The organism is Haematobacter sp. (assembly GCF_032102465.1).
In the GTDB taxonomy this organism is placed as follows: domain Bacteria; phylum Pseudomonadota; class Alphaproteobacteria; order Rhodobacterales; family Rhodobacteraceae; genus Haematobacter.
This window is the reverse complement of sequence record NZ_DAMDHB010000001.1, coordinates 140,291-155,503: the sequence shown is the minus strand read 5'-3', so window position 1 is coordinate 155,503 and position 15,213 is coordinate 140,291. Positions and strand designations below refer to the sequence as shown.

Here is a 15,213-nt window from a genome sequence, read left to right as displayed (position 1 = left end):
CATGGCCATCAAGGAAACCGACGACGGCAAGACGGACGATCAGGATGCTGAAATCACGCTCGACATGAGCCAGACCGCGGTCAAGAAAATGATCGCGGATGCGCGCGAGCGGGGGTTCATCACCTACGACCAACTGAACGCCGTCCTGCCCCCTGAGCAGGTTTCCTCCGAGCAGATCGAGGATGTGATGGCGATGCTGTCCGAGATGGGCATCAACGTCATCGAGGACGATGAAGCCGAGGAAACGGAGAGCGAGGGCGGAGCGGTGGTGGAAACCTCCGGCTCCCGTGAAGTTGCCATCGCCGGTGTCCAGTCCGAGACGCTCGACCGTACCGACGATCCGGTACGGATGTATCTGCGCGAGATGGGCTCTGTCGAACTGCTGTCGCGCGAGGGCGAGATCGCCATCGCCAAGCGGATCGAGGCCGGTCGCAACACGATGATTGCCGGGCTCTGCGAAAGCCCGCTGACCTTCCAGGCCATCACCATCTGGCGGGACGAGCTTCTGTCGGAAGACATCCTGCTGCGCGACGTCATCGATCTGGAGGCGACCTTCGGCCGCTCCATGGATGATGACGACATGGAAGGCCCTGTGGTTGATGGGCTCGACATGGAGCAGGGAGCCGATGCCGCCCCCCGCCGCGCTTCCTCCGCAGAGCCGGAGCTGGACGCCGATGGCAACCCCATCATGCGGTCCGACGACGATGACGAGGATGAAGACGGCTCCAACATGTCGCTGGCCGCGATGGAGACCGCGCTGAAGCCGCGCGTGCTGGAAACGCTCGACGCCATCGCTTCCGACTATGAACGTCTTGCCGAGATGCAGGATCTGCGCATGTCGGCCACGCTGAACGAGGACAATACCTTCTCTCTGGAAGCGGAGACGGCTTACCAGAAGCTGCGCAGCCAGATGGTCCATCAGGTGAACTCGCTTCATCTGCACAACAACCGGATCGAGGCGCTGATCGACCAGCTCTACGGCATCAACCGCAAGATCATGTCGATCGACTCGAACATGGTGAAGCTGGCCGATGCCGCGCGGATCAACCGGCGCGAGTTCATCGACGAGTATCGCGGCTATGAACTCGACCCCACGTGGCTTGAACGCATGGCGGGCAAGCAGGGCCGGGGCTGGCAGGTGCTGATCGAAAAGTCGCGCGCCAAGGTGGAAGGGCTGCGGGCCGAAATGGCGCAGGTCGGCCAGTATGTCGGCGTCGATATCCAGGAATTCCGCCGCATCGTCTCCCAGGTACAGAAGGGTGAGAAGGAAGCCCGGCAGGCCAAGAAGGAGATGGTGGAGGCGAACCTCCGGCTCGTGATCTCCATCGCGAAGAAATACACGAACCGTGGTCTGCAATTCCTTGATCTCATTCAGGAAGGCAACATCGGCCTGATGAAGGCGGTGGACAAGTTCGAGTATCGGCGCGGCTACAAGTTCTCCACCTATGCGACCTGGTGGATCCGGCAGGCGATTACCCGCTCCATCGCCGATCAGGCCCGCACGATCCGTATCCCGGTCCACATGATCGAGACGATCAACAAGCTGGTCCGCACCGGCCGGCAGATGCTGCATGAGATCGGCCGCGAACCCACGCCGGAGGAACTGGCCGAGAAGCTCCAGATGCCGCTGGAGAAGGTTCGCAAGGTGATGAAGATCGCCAAGGAGCCGATCTCCCTCGAAACCCCGATCGGGGACGAGGAGGACAGCCAGCTCGGCGATTTCATCGAGGACAAGAACGCCGTCCTGCCGCTCGACAGCGCCATTCAAGAAAACCTGAAGGAGACGACGACGCGGGTTCTGGCCTCCCTCACCCCGCGGGAGGAGCGGGTTCTGCGGATGCGTTTCGGCATCGGCATGAACACCGATCACACGCTGGAGGAGGTGGGTCAGCAGTTCTCCGTTACCCGCGAGCGGATCCGGCAGATCGAGGCCAAGGCGCTTCGGAAGCTCAAGCATCCCAGCCGCAGCCGCAAGCTCCGCTCGTTCCTCGACCAGTAAACCGTTCGTCGTCCTCGGCAGACGGTCGGATTGATCTCTGGGCGCATTCCCCTCCGCGGGAATGCGCCCTATATGTTTGCGGGAAGAAGGAGGCCCTCCATGACGCTGATAAAACTCCTCTCCGGTGCTGCCCTCGCGGCGCTCCTCTCCGGCCCCGCGGCGGCGGCTGTCACACGGAGCGGATTGCGCGTGGATCCGGTCGATGCGAACCGGTTCGTCGTTCAGCCGAGAGGGGCGGTCGGAGAGTCCGACCTGTGGTGCGCCGCTGCACAATTCGCCCGACGTCAAGGTCTCCCTGCTGCGGGGCGAATCTGGCGGGTCACGCCCCCTCCGATGCGTGGCGGGCGCGGCGTGATGTTCTCCCTGTCGCCGGAGGACAGCGGCGGGAGAACCGGCGTCATTACCCTTGGCGGACGGCAGGACGGCTCCTTCAACCGTAGCTTTGCGGAGCAGTTCTGCTGGAATCCGTCGGAAGATCGGGACTGAAATTTTCGCTTGCACGACCCGGCTGAGAGCGGAACAATGGGTGAACCCTAATCGGAGACACTCATGACGCCCTTGGAGAGCCTACCGCAGGACATACAATATCTGCTGGGTGGCCTTGGTCTGCTCTCCCTGATCTTGTTTTTGGGGCTGCTGCGCGCCCGCCGGATGAGGCGCGATGCGGCAGACGCTTTCGATGCGTCCGAACGGGAGATGCGGGAGCTTCGCACCCGCCTTGCGGAGCGGGAGGACAAGCTTGCGGAGCGCACTGCGACCCTTGCCCGGTCCGAGGAGCGCGCGACGGAGGCGCATGTCCGCGCCGAGCGGCTGGAGGAGACGGTAGCGGGTCTTCGCGACCGGCTGGGTGCCCTCCGGCAGGAGGCGGGGCAGGTCCAGTCGGCCCTCGAACTGGCGCGGCGCGAGGGAGAGAAGCTCCGGGTCGAGGCGCGCGGTCGCGAAATGGCCATGGAGAAGGACAGGGAAGCCGCCGCGCGTGAGATAGCGCTCCTGAAGGAGCTGCGCGAGGAGATGACCACGCGGTTCCGCGACATGTCGGATGAAACCCTGCGCCGCCAGAATGCCGATTTCTCCAAGGCGCAGACAGACCGGCTCACGGCGCTCCTGAACCCGTTCCGCGAGCATGTCGTCCGGTTCGAGGAGGAACTGCGCAACGTTCATCGCGCAGCCGATCTGGAGCGGGCACGGCTCGGCGAACAGATCTCGCTGCTTCACCGCCGGTCCGAGGAGATCAGTCAGGAGGCCGTCGCCCTCACCCGTGCGCTGAAAGGGGACAAGCAGCGGCAGGGTGCCTGGGGGGAGATGATTCTGGAACGGATTCTGGAGGAATCCGGGCTGGAACGCGACATTCACTATGAGGTGCAGGCCGTCCGTCGCGACGATGCGGGCAAGACGTTCCGGCCGGACGTGATCGTGCGGATGCCGCGCGGTAAAGTCGTCATCATCGACTCCAAGGTTTCGCTGGTCGCCTATGAGGCCGCCGTGAACGCCGGTAGCCCGGAGGAGCGGGTGCTGCACATCCGGGACCATGTTGCTGCAATCCGCTCGCATATCGACCGATTGGGGGCCAAGGACTACGCGGGCACGGATGCCGAGGCCGTCGATTACGTATTGATGTTCGTGCCGATAGAGGGCGCGCTGTCGGAAGCGCTGCGCGAGCAGGGCGATCTGACCTCCTATGCGCTGGCGCGTGGGATCGGTCTGATGACGCCGACGACCCTGATGGTCGCCCTCCGCACGATCGAGCATGTCTGGACGGTGGACAGGCGGGAGAAGAATGCCGAGGAAATCGCCCGCCGCGCGGGGCTTCTTTATGACAAGGTGGCAGGTTTCGTGGACGACCTCGCTTCGGTGAGCACGCATCTAGGGCGCGCGGCTTCGGCGCATGAAGCGGCTGTCTCCAAGCTTTCGCGGGGCAGCGGGAACGTTCTTGGGCAGGTGGACAAGCTCAAGAAGCTGGGCGCGCGCAGCAACCGCAGCATGGCGCTCGACTTCGATGAGGAGGAGGACACGCCGCTCCTTCCCAGTCACGCGGCCGAGTGATGTTGGCTGAGCTGGGTATCATGACGCGCGGACGGGGGATGTACGAGATTACCGGAAGGGTGGCGGAGCTGCTGCCCGAGCAGGACGGCCTTCTGACGCTCTTTGTCCGGCATACGTCCTGCTCCCTGCTGATTCAGGAAAATGCCGACCCGGATGTGCAACGGGATCTCGCGGCCTTCTTCGCGCGGTTTGTCCCGGATGCCGACGACCCCCGCATGGATTATCTGGTTCACCGCGCCGAGGGGCCGGACGACATGCCCGCCCATATCAAGGCGGCCGTGTTGCCCGTTTCGCTCTCCATTCCCGTATCGCGGGGGCGTATGCTGCTCGGAACCTGGCAGGGGATCTACCTCATGGAGCACCGTGCAGCCCCGCATTCCCGGAAGATCGCGCTGCATTTCATGTGACGCAGCCCAGCCACAGCCGTCACCCAACATCTGGGGGCTGAAATGGGCACTACCCAAGGGGTGGGAGTGTTCCTATAGTCACTGTGGATAAGTCATGAAATGCGACAAGGGGAAGGCGGATGCGCTGCCCGTTCTGCGGAAACATAGATACGCAGGTCAAGGATTCCCGGCCTGCGGAGGATCATGTCTCGATCCGTCGACGCCGGTTCTGCCCGGCCTGCGGTGGGCGGTTCACCACTTATGAACGGGTGCAGCTTCGCGATCTGGTCGTCATCAAATCCTCCGGACGGCGGGAGGATTTCGACCGGGGCAAGCTGGAACGCTCCATCCGCATCGCCATGCAGAAGCGGCCCATCAATCCCGAACGCATCGACCAGATGATCTCCGGCATCGTGCGGCGGCTGGAAAGCCTTGGCGATACGGACATCCCCTCAAAGGTGATCGGCGAGATCGTGATGGAGACCCTGGCCCGCATCGATACCGTCTCCTACGTGCGTTTTGCCAGCGTTTACAAGAATTTCCAGGCTGCGGACGATTTCGACAAGTTCGTGTCGGAGCTTCGTCCCACCAGTCCGGCAGAAGAGTGAAGAGGCTCAGCGACAGCGACGCCCGCTATCTGACAATGGCCATCGCGCTCGGCGAACGCGGATGGGGATGCGTGTGGCCGAACCCGGCGGTGGGCTGCGTGATCGTGCGGGACGGACGCATCGTCGGGCGCGGCTGGACCCAGCCCGGTGGCAGGCCCCATGCGGAGATCATGGCGCTTCGCGATGCTGGCGATGCCGCGAGGGGAGCCACCGCATATGTCAGCCTCGAGCCCTGCTCGCATCACGGGAAGACACCCCCTTGTGCGGAGGCGCTGATTGCCGCCGGTATCGCACGGGTGGTGAGCGCGCTTGAGGATCCCGATCCTCGCGTTGCGGGGCGGGGGCACCGAATGCTGGCGGAGGCGGGGCTGGCGGTGTTTGCCAATGCCTTGCCGGATATGGCGGAACGGTCTCACCGGGGGTTCCTGAGCCGTGTGCGCAAAGGGCGTCCCATGCTCACGCTCAAGCTTGCGACAACGCTCGACGGCCGTATCGCAACGGCAACAGGGGAAAGCCGCTGGATCACCGGCGCGGAGGCCCGGCGCTACGTGCATCTCATGCGGGCACGCCATGATGCCGTGCTGATCGGGGGGGGAACCGCGCGGGCGGATGATCCCGGGCTGACGGTGCGCGATCTGGGCGATGTGCCTTCCCCCGTCCGCGTGGTGGCCGCTGCGGCGCTGGACCTGCCGGTCGATGGCCAGCTTGCGCGCACGGCGGCGGAGGGGCCGCCGGTCTGGCTGCTCTTCGATGCCGCGCGTGCCCCTGCCGCGGCGCGACGCTTCTGGGAGAAGGCGGGTGCGCGCCTGCTGCCGGTGTCCCCGGACGCGACGGGTGGGCTGGACGCGCGTGCCATGCTCGCAGCCCTTGGCGCGCAGGGCCTGACGCGGGTGTTCTGCGAGGGGGGAGGGATGCTCGCGGCTTCCCTGCTTCGCGCGGCGGTCGTGGACGATCTGGCCATGTTTACAGCCGGTCGCGCGATAGGGGCGGACGGTCACGCCGCCGTGGGGCCGCTGCTGCTCGACCGACTGGCGGATGCGCCGCGGTTCAGCCTGCGGGAAAGCCGGGCGATCGGTGCTGACATGCTGACCCAGTGGGAGGCGGTCTGAAGCATCGCCGCCTTGCTCCGTCTTGCCCTTCACGCCCAGTGGAGCTAGGGGTAGGCGCGAAAGGAACCGGCCATGTTCACGGGGATCGTCACCGATATCGGAGAAGTGCTGGCGCTGGAGCAGCGGGGCGATCTGCGCGCGCGGATCTCCACGCGTTACGACGTGGACCAGATCGACCTCGGGGCATCAATCGCCTGTGACGGCGTCTGTCTGACGGTCGTGGAAACCGGGCATTCCGACACCTCCGGCTGGTTCGAGGTCGATATCTCGGCGGAGACGATTGCCGCCAGCGCGCTTGGTGCGTGGGTCGCTGGCCGGCCGGTCAATCTGGAACGCGCGCTCCGCGTGGGTGACGAACTGGGCGGGCATATCGTCTCCGGCCATGTCGATGGCATGGCAGAGATCATGGAGATGCGTCATGAGGGAGACAGCACCCGCGTGACCCTCAAGGCGCCGGAGCTTCTCGCCCCTTTTATTGCACCCAAAGGCTCCATTGCGCTCGATGGCATTTCGCTGACGGTGAATGAGGTCAACGGACCGGACTTCGGGGTGAACCTCATCCCGCATACCAAACAGGTGACGACCTGGGGCAAGCTCGCCGTGGGTCAGGTCGTCAATATCGAGATCGATACGCTGGCGCGCTATGTCGCACGCCTGCGGGAATGGAGCAAGCCGTGATCGACCATACCCCCTCTGTCTATTCCGACGCCGTTTCCTCCATCGAGGAGATCATCGACGATGCCCGGAACGGCAGGATGTTCATTCTTGTTGACCATGAAGACCGTGAAAACGAAGGCGATCTGGTCATTCCGGCTCAGATGGCCACGCCCTCCGCGATCAACTTCATGGCGACCTACGGGCGCGGGCTCATCTGCCTTGCCCTGACTGGAGACCGGATCGACGCGCTGAAGCTGCCGCTCATGTCGGCCAACAACTCCACCCGGCACGAAACCGCCTTCACCGTGTCCATCGAGGCGCGGGAAGGCGTGACGACCGGGATCTCTGCGCATGACCGCGCGCGTACCGTCTCGGTCGCGATCGACCCCACCAAGGGCGCGAGCGATATCGGCACGCCGGGCCATGTCTTTCCGCTTCGCGCGCGAGAGGGGGGCGTGCTCGTCCGCGCCGGCCACACCGAAGCGGCGGTGGATATCGCCCGGCTGGCTGGTCTCAACCCCTCGGGCGTGATCTGCGAGATCATGAACGAGGACGGGACGATGGCGCGGTTGCCCGATCTCGTCGCCTTCGCACAGAAACATGGGATCAAGATCGGTACGATTTCCGACCTGATCGCCTATCGCCGTCGCTACGACAACCTCGTGCATGAGGTTGCCGTGAAGAAGGTCACCTCTGCCTATGGCGGCGACTGGCTCATGCGGCTCTATTCCGATGAGACGCAGGCGGCGGAGCATATCGTGCTTTCCAAGGGCAATATCGGCCTGGCGGAGCCGCTTCTCGTGCGGGTTCACACGCTGGACCCGCTGGAGGATGCGCTCGGCATCGGCGGGGCATCGGGCAATCTGGCCGCGGCGATGCGCCTGATCGCGTCGGAAGGGCGGGGTTTGATGGTGCTGATCCGCGATACCTCCATGAAACTCTCCACGCAGGAGGAGGCCGCACCCCATACGCTGCGGCATTACGGGGTGGGGGCGCAGATCCTCGCGTCGCTCGGTCTGTCCAAGATCATCTTGCTGTCCAATTCGCCGACACCGCGCGTCGTCGGCCTTGACGGTTACGGTCTGTCCATCGAGGGCACCCGGCCGATCCCCAAGGAGTGAAACCATGGCCTCGGCCGAAACGCATTACTCGCCGCCGGTTCCGGCTTTCGACACAGCCCCGAAGGTTCTGATCGTCGTAGCGCCCTACTACAAGGATATCGCCGACGCGCTTGTCGCGGGGGCAAAGGCGATGCTGGAGAAGTCCGGCGCGACGTGGGAGCTGGTTGAAGTGCCCGGCGCACTTGAGATTCCGCTCGCCATCGGCATCGCGCTCCGGCAGTCGGATTATGACGGCTATGTCGCGCTCGGTTGCGTGATCCGGGGGGAGACGACGCATTATGAGACCGTGTGCAACGACAGCTCCCGCGGTCTGATGCAGCTCGGCCTTGGCGGCGCCTGTCTCGGCAACGGTATCCTGACGGTTGAGAACCGCGACCAGGCGGTGGTCCGCGCCGACCCGGATGGCCAGGACAAGGGGGGCGGGGCGGCGGCTGCGGCGCTGCATCTGGTCGCGCTCACACGCTCGCTGAAGCGCGTGCCCCGTGAAGTCGGTTTCGTGCGGAAGGCTGGCGAATGACCAGCGCTCCCAACAAACGGCAGATGCGGTCGGCTGCGCGGCTTTACGCCGTGCAGGCCCTGTTCCAGATGGAGGCCTCCGGCACCACTGTGGACAAGGTAATGCGCGAGTTCGAGACATGGCGTTTCGGCGCCGAGATCGACGAGGGAACGGCGCTGACCGAGGGCGATGTCGATCACTTCCGCAAGGTGGTGGAAGGCGCGGTGACCTGGCAGGCCAGGATCGACCAGATGACGGACCGTGCGCTGGTCGCCAAATGGCCCATCGACCGGATCGACCCGGTGATCCGCGCGTTGTTCCGCGCGGCGGGGGCGGAGCTTGCCGCCACCGATACGCCTCCGCGTGTCGTCATCACCGAATATGTCGATGTGGCGCATGCCTTCTTCCCGGATGGCCGGGAGCCGAAGTTCGTCAACGCCGTGCTTGACCATATGGCCCGCGAGGCCCGGCCCGAAGCGTTCTAGGGGGAGGGGGCGTCTTCGCTCCCCGCCCGCAACTCGACTTCGAGAAACCGCTCGAAGGCGTCGAGTTCCACCGGCTCAAATTGCCCAAAGCCCTGCATCCAGACGGAGGCTTCGCGCAAGGCGTCCGGGTCGAGTTTGCACCAGTTGATCCGGCCGCGCTTCTCCTGCGTGATGAGACCTGCTCCCGCGAGGATCGCGAGGTGCTTGGAAATCGCCGCGAGCGAGATGTCGAAAGGTTGCGCCACATCGCTGACGGCCATGTCATCTTCCAGCAGCAGCGCAAGGATCGCGCGCCGCGTGGGGTCCGCAAGGGCCGAAAACACCAAGTCCAGTCGAGTGTCCATGCGCCGCCATAGGCCGGAAGGCACCTGACGGTCAACCTGTCGGTTGAATAACACGCGCAAGCTGCGGGCGCCAACATGTCGCACACGGCTATAGGCCGAAAGTATTAATGATAATAAATCAAATAATAACAGTATATTACATCGCATTTCTAAATTAATATGTCAGCTTGACTTGAGCGCAAGCTCCCCCTAGGTTCGCCGCAACTTTCCGGAAGGTGCGGGAATGACGGAAGAACCGGATCAGGAGCGGCTGCGCCAGCTCGAAGAACGGCTCTCCCGAATGAAGCGGGACAAGGCCCCCGTCGCACGCAAGGAACAGGGTGGTTTCACCCAGGGCGAAGTTGCCTGGCGGATGGTGATCGAGATGGTCTCCGGTCTGCTGATCGGCTTCGGTATTGGCTACGGGCTCGACTATCTGTTCGGGACGCTGCCGATCCTGCTGGTGATCTTCACTCTTCTCGGTCTTGTGGCCGGGGTAAAGACGATGCTCGGCACCGCTGCCGAATTGAACGCCAAGACCGGGCAGGCGCCTGCCAGCCGCGACGACGAGGGAAACTGACTTGGAACACGAAAGCTCGAGCCCCTTTGCGATCCACCCGATGGATCAGTTCGTCGTCAAGCCGCTGTTCGGCGGCGGCGAGGTTCACTGGTACACGATCACCAATGTGACGCTGTGGCTCGCTCTCGCCGTTCTGGCCATTTTCGCGGTGCTGGTGCTCGGCACCCGTCGTCGCGGGATCATCCCGTCGCGCAGCCAGTCCGTCGCAGAGCTGATCTATGGCTTCATCTACAACATGGTGGAAGAAGTGACGGGGCATGAGGGGGTGAAGTATTTCCCCTGGGTGCTTACCTTCTTCCTGTTCATCCTGTTCGGGAACCTGCTGGGCCTGATCCCTGGTTCCTTCACCACGACCTCCTCCCTTGCCGTGACGGTGACGCTGGCGCTGCTGGTGTTCTTGGGGGTCACGATCATCGGTTTCATCCGCAAGGGTCCGGGATTTCTCAAGATGTTCTGGGTGACCTCGGCGCCGCTGGCGCTGCGGCCGATCCTTGCCGTGATCGAGGTGATCTCCTACTTCGTGCGTCCGGTCAGCCACTCCATCCGGCTTGGCGGCAACCTCATGGCGGGCCACGCCGTCATCAAGGTGTTCGCCGGTTTCGCCACCGTTCTGGCCATCGCGCCGGTTTCCATTCTCGCTGTCACCGCGATCTACGGGCTGGAAGTGCTCGTGGCCGTTGTGCAGGCCTACGTCTTCACCATTCTGACCTGCGTCTATCTGAAGGACGCGGTGGGCGACGCCCACCACTGACCCCGGTCGGATCAACTTATCCCAGCCATTCCCATCAAGGAGATACGACATGGAAGGCGAACTCGCTCTCATGGGCAAATACCTCGGCGCTGGCCTCGCGGCCATCGGCCTCGCGGGCGCTGGCCTCGGCGTCGGTAACATCGCCGGCAAATTCCTCGAAGGCGCGCTGCGGAACCCGTCCGCTGCTCCGGGCCAAACGGCGAACCTGTTCGTCGGCATCGCCTTCGCCGAAGCTCTGGGCATCTTCTCGTTCCTGATCGCCCTCCTCCTGATGTTCGCCGTCTGATCCGACGGATCGACGAACGACAGTAGGGCGGTGCCTGGCGCCGCCCGCTTCAGGCTTTCGGGGGACGCGACATGGATTACGCACAGGAGGAGGCGGTCGCCGCGGCGGGTATGCCGCAGCTCGACTTCTCGGTCTGGCCAAACCAGATCTTCTGGCTCCTTATCGCGCTTGGCGCGATTTACTTCATCCTGACGCGCATCGCGCTGCCCCGGATCTCCGGCGTGCTGTCCGAGCGTAACGGGACTATTGCCAACGACATCGCCCAGGCGGAAGAACTCAAGCTGAAGGCGAAAGCGGCGGAGGAGGCCTACACCAAGGCGCTCGCCGACGCGCGGACAGAATCTGGCCGCATCGCCGAGGCGGCCCGTGCCGAGATCCAGAAGGACCTCGATGCGGCGATCGCGCATGCAGATGCGGAAATCGCGGCCCGGACTGCCGAATCCGAAGCGCGGATCGCGGATATCCGCGCCGGTGCTGCGGAGAGCGTACGTGAAGTCGCGCATGAGACCGCGCGCGCCATCGTGACCGCTCTGGGTGGTCGTGCCGGCGACGACGCGCTGGTGCAGGCAGTCGATCAGCGGGTGAAAGGGTGAGGGTCATGCGAATCATAACGACCACCGCCGTGGCGCTGACGGTTGCGAACCCAGCGCTCGCTGCGTCGGCGAACGGGTTCTTCACCTTCCACAATACGAACTTCACGGTGATGCTAGGCGCGCTGGTCTTTGTCGCCATCCTGCTGTGGTTCGGTGTGCCGGGCAAGATCATGGGCCTGCTCGACAAGCGGGCAGTCACGATCAAGAGCGAGCTGGAAGAAGCGAAGGCGCTTCGTGAGGAGGCGCAGAAAATCCTGGCTTCCTATGAGCGGCGCCAGCGCGAGGTTCAGGATCAGGCGCAGCAGATCGTCGCGAACGCGAAGAAGGAAGCCGAGGCTGCCGCCGCGCAAGCCAAGGTCGATCTCGAACGCGCTGTCGTTCGGCGGCTGCAGACTGCCGAAGGGCAGATCGGTGTGGCGGAAGCCGAAGCCGTGCGCAAGGTGCGTGACGAGGCTGTGGCTATCGCAGTTGCCGCCGCAGGCGAAGTCATTGCCAAGCAGATGACCAGGGATGAGGGGAACGAGATGATCGACCGCTCCCTTGGCGAAGTGGAAAAGCGCCTTCACTGAAGGCGTCTGTCCAGACGGAAAAAGCCCGGCAGCATTGCCGGGCTTTTTCCATTTCAACATCGGATGAGCTACCGCGCCGGTTCACCCATTCGGGCGGATGGTGATTTCCACACGACGGTTCTGAGCACGGCCCTCTACGGTCGCGTTGCTGGCGATGGGCTGGGTCGAAGCGCGCCCGACGGTGCTGATGCGGTAGGCGGGAACACCATTGGCGGTCAGCACATTGGCGACCGATTGTGCGCGGCGCTGGGACAGGTCCTGATTATGCGCCGCCGTTCCGGTGGAATCGGTATGTCCGGTCACGACGATGGTGCTGTTGGGATACTGGAGAAGGTTGTTGGCGACAGCAGAAATGTCGCGCTGGGTCTGGATGCTCACCGTCGCGCTGTCCGTGGCGAAGGTAATCGCTTCCGGCAGCGTCACAACGAGTTCGTTGCCGGTGTTAACGATGCCGATATTGGGGTTGTTGACGTCGCGCCGCAGGTCAGCGGCCTGTGCGTCCAGCGTGGAGCCGAGCGCCCCGCCGATGCCTGCACCGATCGCACCGCCGACAGCGGACGTGACCCATTTGTTGTGCGACTTGCTTGTGGAGCCGATAGCGGCGCCGCCAAGCGCGCCCAGAATGGCGCCGGTCTGCGCCCCGGAGTTGCTGCCATCGCCCGTCGCGCAGCCGGAGAGCGCGAAGGCCCCGAGCATCGCGGTGATGAGATAGGTTTTTGCGTGCATGTCCCGCCTCGCCCTGTGCTTTTTCTTTGCCCGAGATCACGGGCACACGGGCTATAGCACCGCCGCTCCCGATGCGGCAACTCAGGCAAGACATTTCACGAAAATGCGAACGCTTTCAGCTGATTGCCGCGTCAAGACGCGCGGATTCCCACGCCAGCATGGCGCGTTTGACCGGAAGCCCCCAATGATAGCCGGTCAGCCGCCCGGTGGAGGAGATCGCCCGGTGGCAGGGGATGATCCAACTGATCGGATTGCGGCCCACTGCTGCCCCGACGGCACGGTTGGCCTTGGGAGAACCAATGGCGCGCGCGATCTCACCATATGTCGTCACGTGACCGGTGGGGATCTGCATCAATGCCTCCCACACCTTGATCTGGAAAGGCGCCCCGATCAGATGGAGCCGGGTTTCACCTTCGCCACCAAAGGCGGGGGAGAGCAGGGCTGCCACGCTTTCATCGGCCTGAAAGGTCGCCCGGGGCCAACGTGACGTCATGTCGGCCATCGCCGCTTCACGCCCGGTTTCCTCTGCAAAGGCCAGCCCGCAAAGCCCGCGCTCCGTCGCCATGACAAGCGTGTCGCCGAAGGGGCTCGCGGCAAAGGCGTGGCGGATGGTCAACCCCGCGCCCCCTTTGGCGTAATCGCCGGGGGACATGGCTTCCCAGCTCATGAACAGGTCATGCAGGCGCGACGGCCCCGAAAGGCCGCTGGCGAGCGCGGTGTCCAGCACCGTGAACCGCTCCGCCAGCAGCCGGCGTGCATGGCCGAGCGCCAGATACTGTTGATACCGCTTGGGCGAGACGCCAACCCAACGGGAGAAGGTGCGCTGGAAATGCGCGGGAGACAGGCCCAGTTGCGCGGCCAGCGTCTCAAGCGGCACTTCCCCTTCGCGGTCGATGATGTCCAGCGCGCGGGCGATGAGCGCATAGTGATAGCTGGCGGGCGAGATATCGTTGGACATGGCGTTTCTCCTTGCCCGTAACATAAGCCCGCAACCGCGCTTTCGCGACCCGGATCCTGCGGAATGCTGAGGGGGGTTGTCGTGCTGCCCGCGGGGAAGTAGGCGAGGAGCATGGTCAGACAGCTCGACTACAGCGACATGAAGGAGATCTTCCGCCGGTTCGAGGAGCGGGAGCCCGAGCCTGTGGGGGAGCTGAACTACACCAACGCCTTCACGCTGCTGGTCGCGGTGGCCCTTTCCGCGCAGGCGACGGATGTCGGTGTCAACAAGGCCACGAAGGGCCTGTTCGAAGTGGCCGATACACCCGCGAAGATGCTGGCCCTGGGCGAGGAGGGCCTCATCTCTCACATCCGCACCATCGGCCTTTACCGCAACAAGGCCAGGAACGTGCTGAAACTCTCCGCCCTGCTGGAGGAGCATTTCGGGGGAGAGGTGCCGTCCTCTCGCGCGGCCTTGGAGACGCTCCCGGGGGTGGGGCGGAAGACGGCAAATGTGGTGCTGAACACGTGGTTCGGCTTCCCCGCACAGGCGGTAGACACCCATATCTTCCGCGTCGGCAACCGGAGCGGCATCGCCGTCGGGCGCAATGTGGAAGTGGTGGAGCGGGCGATCGAGGATAACGTGCCCGTTGAATTCCAGCGCCATGCGCATCACTGGCTGATCCTGCACGGGCGCTACACCTGCAAGGCACGTGCGCCCCTTTGCCCCGTCTGCCTGATCCGGGACATCTGCCTTTACGAAGAAAAGACGCTCGCGGGCGGCAAGATGTCCGCTCCGATTGATCCTTGAGCCGAAAGCGCTACGTGCCGCCCTGTTCGCAAGGAGGATTCCATGACCACTCTCTATTTCCGCAACGGCACCTGTGCGCTTGGCCCGCATATCGCGCTTGAATGGATCGGTGCGCCTTATGACGCGGTCGTTGCCCCTGCCGGTTCGGCGGAACTGCTGGCGATGAATGCTTCCGGTGCCGTGCCGGTGCTGAAGGAGGACGATGGTTGGGTGCTGACCCAGGCAGGCGCGATCCTGCGCTACCTGCTGATGAAGCACCCCGAGTCCGGTCTGGGCGGAGAAGACGGCGCGCGCGGTCAGGCGGAGCTCGAACGCTGGATCTGCTTCCTCACGGGCGATCTGCATCCCGCGTTCTATCCCGTCTTCATGCCCGACCGCTACACCGCCGACCAGAGCGATGGCGCGAAAGCGAAGGTTGTCGAAGCGGGTGTCGGGCTGGTGCGGAAGAATCTCCGGCTGCTGGACGCGCAGCTTGAAGGGAAAGAATGGATCCTCGGACCCCGGTCGGTCGCGGATGCCTATGCCTTTCCGATGATCCGCTGGGCGCGGGCCAAGCTGCCCGACGGGCTTGACGCCTATACGAATGTCCTGGCGCTTTATGACCGGCTGGCCGCAGATCCCGCCGTGCAGCGTGCCGTCAAGTTTCAGGCGGAGGCGAAAGCCCCCTGAGGCGCTTTTGGGCTTCCGTTCCGACGGCGAAAATCGGAGGGTCCGGCCAATTCAACGGAGGCCCG

The 15,213-nt window shown here is 64.1% G+C and carries 20 protein-coding genes; 17 read left to right on the top strand and 3 right to left on the bottom strand.

Annotated features, from left to right (window positions below):
- Window position 1 precedes the first annotated feature (1 nt).
- The 10 genes from rpoD (at window position 2) to nusB (ending at window position 8,904) form a co-directional block, all read left to right on the top strand.
- A complete protein-coding gene (gene rpoD, locus RT513_RS00770; RefSeq protein WP_290689508.1) occupies window positions 2-1,999 on the top strand; it encodes an RNA polymerase sigma factor RpoD in 1,998 nt (665 codons plus the stop codon).
- Window positions 2,000-2,098: 99 nt separating this feature from the next.
- Window positions 2,099-2,485 (top strand): hypothetical protein, encoded by a 387-nt coding sequence (locus RT513_RS00765; RefSeq protein ID WP_290689506.1) that lies wholly within the window; start codon window positions 2,099-2,101, stop codon window positions 2,483-2,485.
- A 63-nt stretch (window positions 2,486-2,548) separates the two neighbouring features.
- Window positions 2,549-4,042, top strand: coding sequence for a DNA recombination protein RmuC (rmuC, locus tag RT513_RS00760; RefSeq protein ID WP_290689504.1), 1,494 nt, complete (start codon window positions 2,549-2,551; stop codon window positions 4,040-4,042).
- On the top strand, window positions 4,042-4,449 hold the full coding sequence (locus RT513_RS00755) for a secondary thiamine-phosphate synthase enzyme YjbQ (protein WP_290689502.1): 408 nt from the start codon (window positions 4,042-4,044) through the stop codon (window positions 4,447-4,449). The genes rmuC and RT513_RS00755 overlap by 1 nt, the downstream gene beginning before the upstream one ends.
- Before the next feature lie 119 nt (window positions 4,450-4,568).
- A complete protein-coding gene (gene nrdR, locus RT513_RS00750) occupies window positions 4,569-5,036 on the top strand; it encodes a transcriptional regulator NrdR (protein ID WP_035706100.1) in 468 nt (155 codons plus the stop codon).
- The gene (gene ribD, locus RT513_RS00745) at window positions 5,033-6,145 is read left to right on the top strand and encodes a bifunctional diaminohydroxyphosphoribosylaminopyrimidine deaminase/5-amino-6-(5-phosphoribosylamino)uracil reductase RibD (protein ID WP_290689499.1); all 1,113 of its coding nucleotides are present in this window, start codon (window positions 5,033-5,035) and stop codon (window positions 6,143-6,145) included. The genes nrdR and ribD overlap by 4 nt, the downstream gene beginning before the upstream one ends.
- Window positions 6,146-6,217: 72 nt before the next feature.
- Window positions 6,218-6,823: a riboflavin synthase gene (locus tag RT513_RS00740; RefSeq protein ID WP_290689497.1), complete on the top strand. Its 606-nt coding sequence runs from the start codon at window positions 6,218-6,220 to the stop codon at window positions 6,821-6,823.
- On the top strand, window positions 6,808-7,923 hold the full coding sequence (ribB, locus tag RT513_RS00735; RefSeq protein WP_179209091.1) for a 3,4-dihydroxy-2-butanone-4-phosphate synthase: 1,116 nt from the start codon (window positions 6,808-6,810) through the stop codon (window positions 7,921-7,923). The genes RT513_RS00740 and ribB overlap by 16 nt, the downstream gene beginning before the upstream one ends.
- A 4-nt stretch (window positions 7,924-7,927) precedes the next feature.
- Window positions 7,928-8,440 (top strand): 6,7-dimethyl-8-ribityllumazine synthase, encoded by a 513-nt coding sequence (locus RT513_RS00730; protein ID WP_088213839.1) that lies wholly within the window; start codon window positions 7,928-7,930, stop codon window positions 8,438-8,440.
- Window positions 8,437-8,904 (top strand): transcription antitermination factor NusB, encoded by a 468-nt coding sequence (gene nusB / locus RT513_RS00725; protein ID WP_088213838.1) that lies wholly within the window; start codon window positions 8,437-8,439, stop codon window positions 8,902-8,904. The genes RT513_RS00730 and nusB overlap by 4 nt, the downstream gene beginning before the upstream one ends.
- On the opposite strand, the gene RT513_RS00720 is transcribed toward nusB, so the two are convergent.
- Entirely contained in the window at window positions 8,901-9,248 is a 348-nt protein-coding gene (locus tag RT513_RS00720; protein ID WP_290689494.1) for an ArsR/SmtB family transcription factor, read from the bottom strand. The two genes, nusB and RT513_RS00720, sit on opposite strands and share 4 nt — an antisense overlap.
- Window positions 9,249-9,471: 223 nt before the next feature.
- Here RT513_RS00720 and RT513_RS00715 point away from each other — a divergent pair, with 223 nt between their 5' ends.
- The 5 genes from RT513_RS00715 (at window position 9,472) to RT513_RS00695 (ending at window position 12,006) form a co-directional block, all read left to right on the top strand.
- Window positions 9,472-9,807 (top strand): AtpZ/AtpI family protein, encoded by a 336-nt coding sequence (locus RT513_RS00715; RefSeq protein ID WP_035740992.1) that lies wholly within the window; start codon window positions 9,472-9,474, stop codon window positions 9,805-9,807.
- Window positions 9,808-9,847: 40 nt separating this feature from the next.
- The gene (locus tag RT513_RS00710) at window positions 9,848-10,558 is read left to right on the top strand and encodes a F0F1 ATP synthase subunit A (protein ID WP_290689805.1); all 711 of its coding nucleotides are present in this window, start codon (window positions 9,848-9,850) and stop codon (window positions 10,556-10,558) included.
- A gap of 49 nt (window positions 10,559-10,607) precedes the next feature.
- Window positions 10,608-10,844, top strand: a complete 237-nt coding sequence (locus tag RT513_RS00705) for a F0F1 ATP synthase subunit C (protein WP_035706080.1) — start codon at window positions 10,608-10,610, stop codon at window positions 10,842-10,844.
- Window positions 10,845-10,915: 71 nt separating this feature from the next.
- The gene (locus tag RT513_RS00700) at window positions 10,916-11,437 is read left to right on the top strand and encodes a F0F1 ATP synthase subunit B' (RefSeq protein WP_290689490.1); all 522 of its coding nucleotides are present in this window, start codon (window positions 10,916-10,918) and stop codon (window positions 11,435-11,437) included.
- Window positions 11,438-11,442: 5 nt separating this feature from the next.
- Window positions 11,443-12,006 carry an ATP F0F1 synthase subunit B gene (locus RT513_RS00695; protein ID WP_290689488.1) on the top strand — a complete coding sequence of 188 codons (564 nt, stop codon included), beginning with the start codon at window positions 11,443-11,445 and terminating at the stop codon, window positions 12,004-12,006.
- Between the two features lie 81 nt (window positions 12,007-12,087).
- Here RT513_RS00695 and RT513_RS00690 read toward each other — a convergent pair whose 3' ends face one another.
- On the bottom strand, window positions 12,088-12,732 hold the full coding sequence (locus tag RT513_RS00690) for an OmpA family protein (RefSeq protein WP_088213835.1): 645 nt from the start codon (window positions 12,730-12,732) through the stop codon (window positions 12,088-12,090).
- A gap of 115 nt (window positions 12,733-12,847) precedes the next feature.
- Window positions 12,848-13,690 (bottom strand): methylated-DNA--[protein]-cysteine S-methyltransferase, encoded by an 843-nt coding sequence (locus RT513_RS00685; protein WP_088213834.1) that lies wholly within the window; start codon window positions 13,688-13,690, stop codon window positions 12,848-12,850.
- 111 nt (window positions 13,691-13,801) lie between these two features.
- On the opposite strand from RT513_RS00685, the gene nth reads away from it, so the two are divergent.
- Together nth and RT513_RS00675 are read left to right on the top strand one after the other, a co-directional pair.
- A complete protein-coding gene (gene nth, locus RT513_RS00680) occupies window positions 13,802-14,479 on the top strand; it encodes an endonuclease III (protein WP_290689485.1) in 678 nt (225 codons plus the stop codon).
- Between the two features lie 42 nt (window positions 14,480-14,521).
- Window positions 14,522-15,148, top strand: a complete 627-nt coding sequence (locus RT513_RS00675; protein ID WP_290689483.1) for a glutathione S-transferase family protein — start codon at window positions 14,522-14,524, stop codon at window positions 15,146-15,148.
- The last annotated feature ends 65 nt before the right edge of the window (window positions 15,149-15,213 follow it).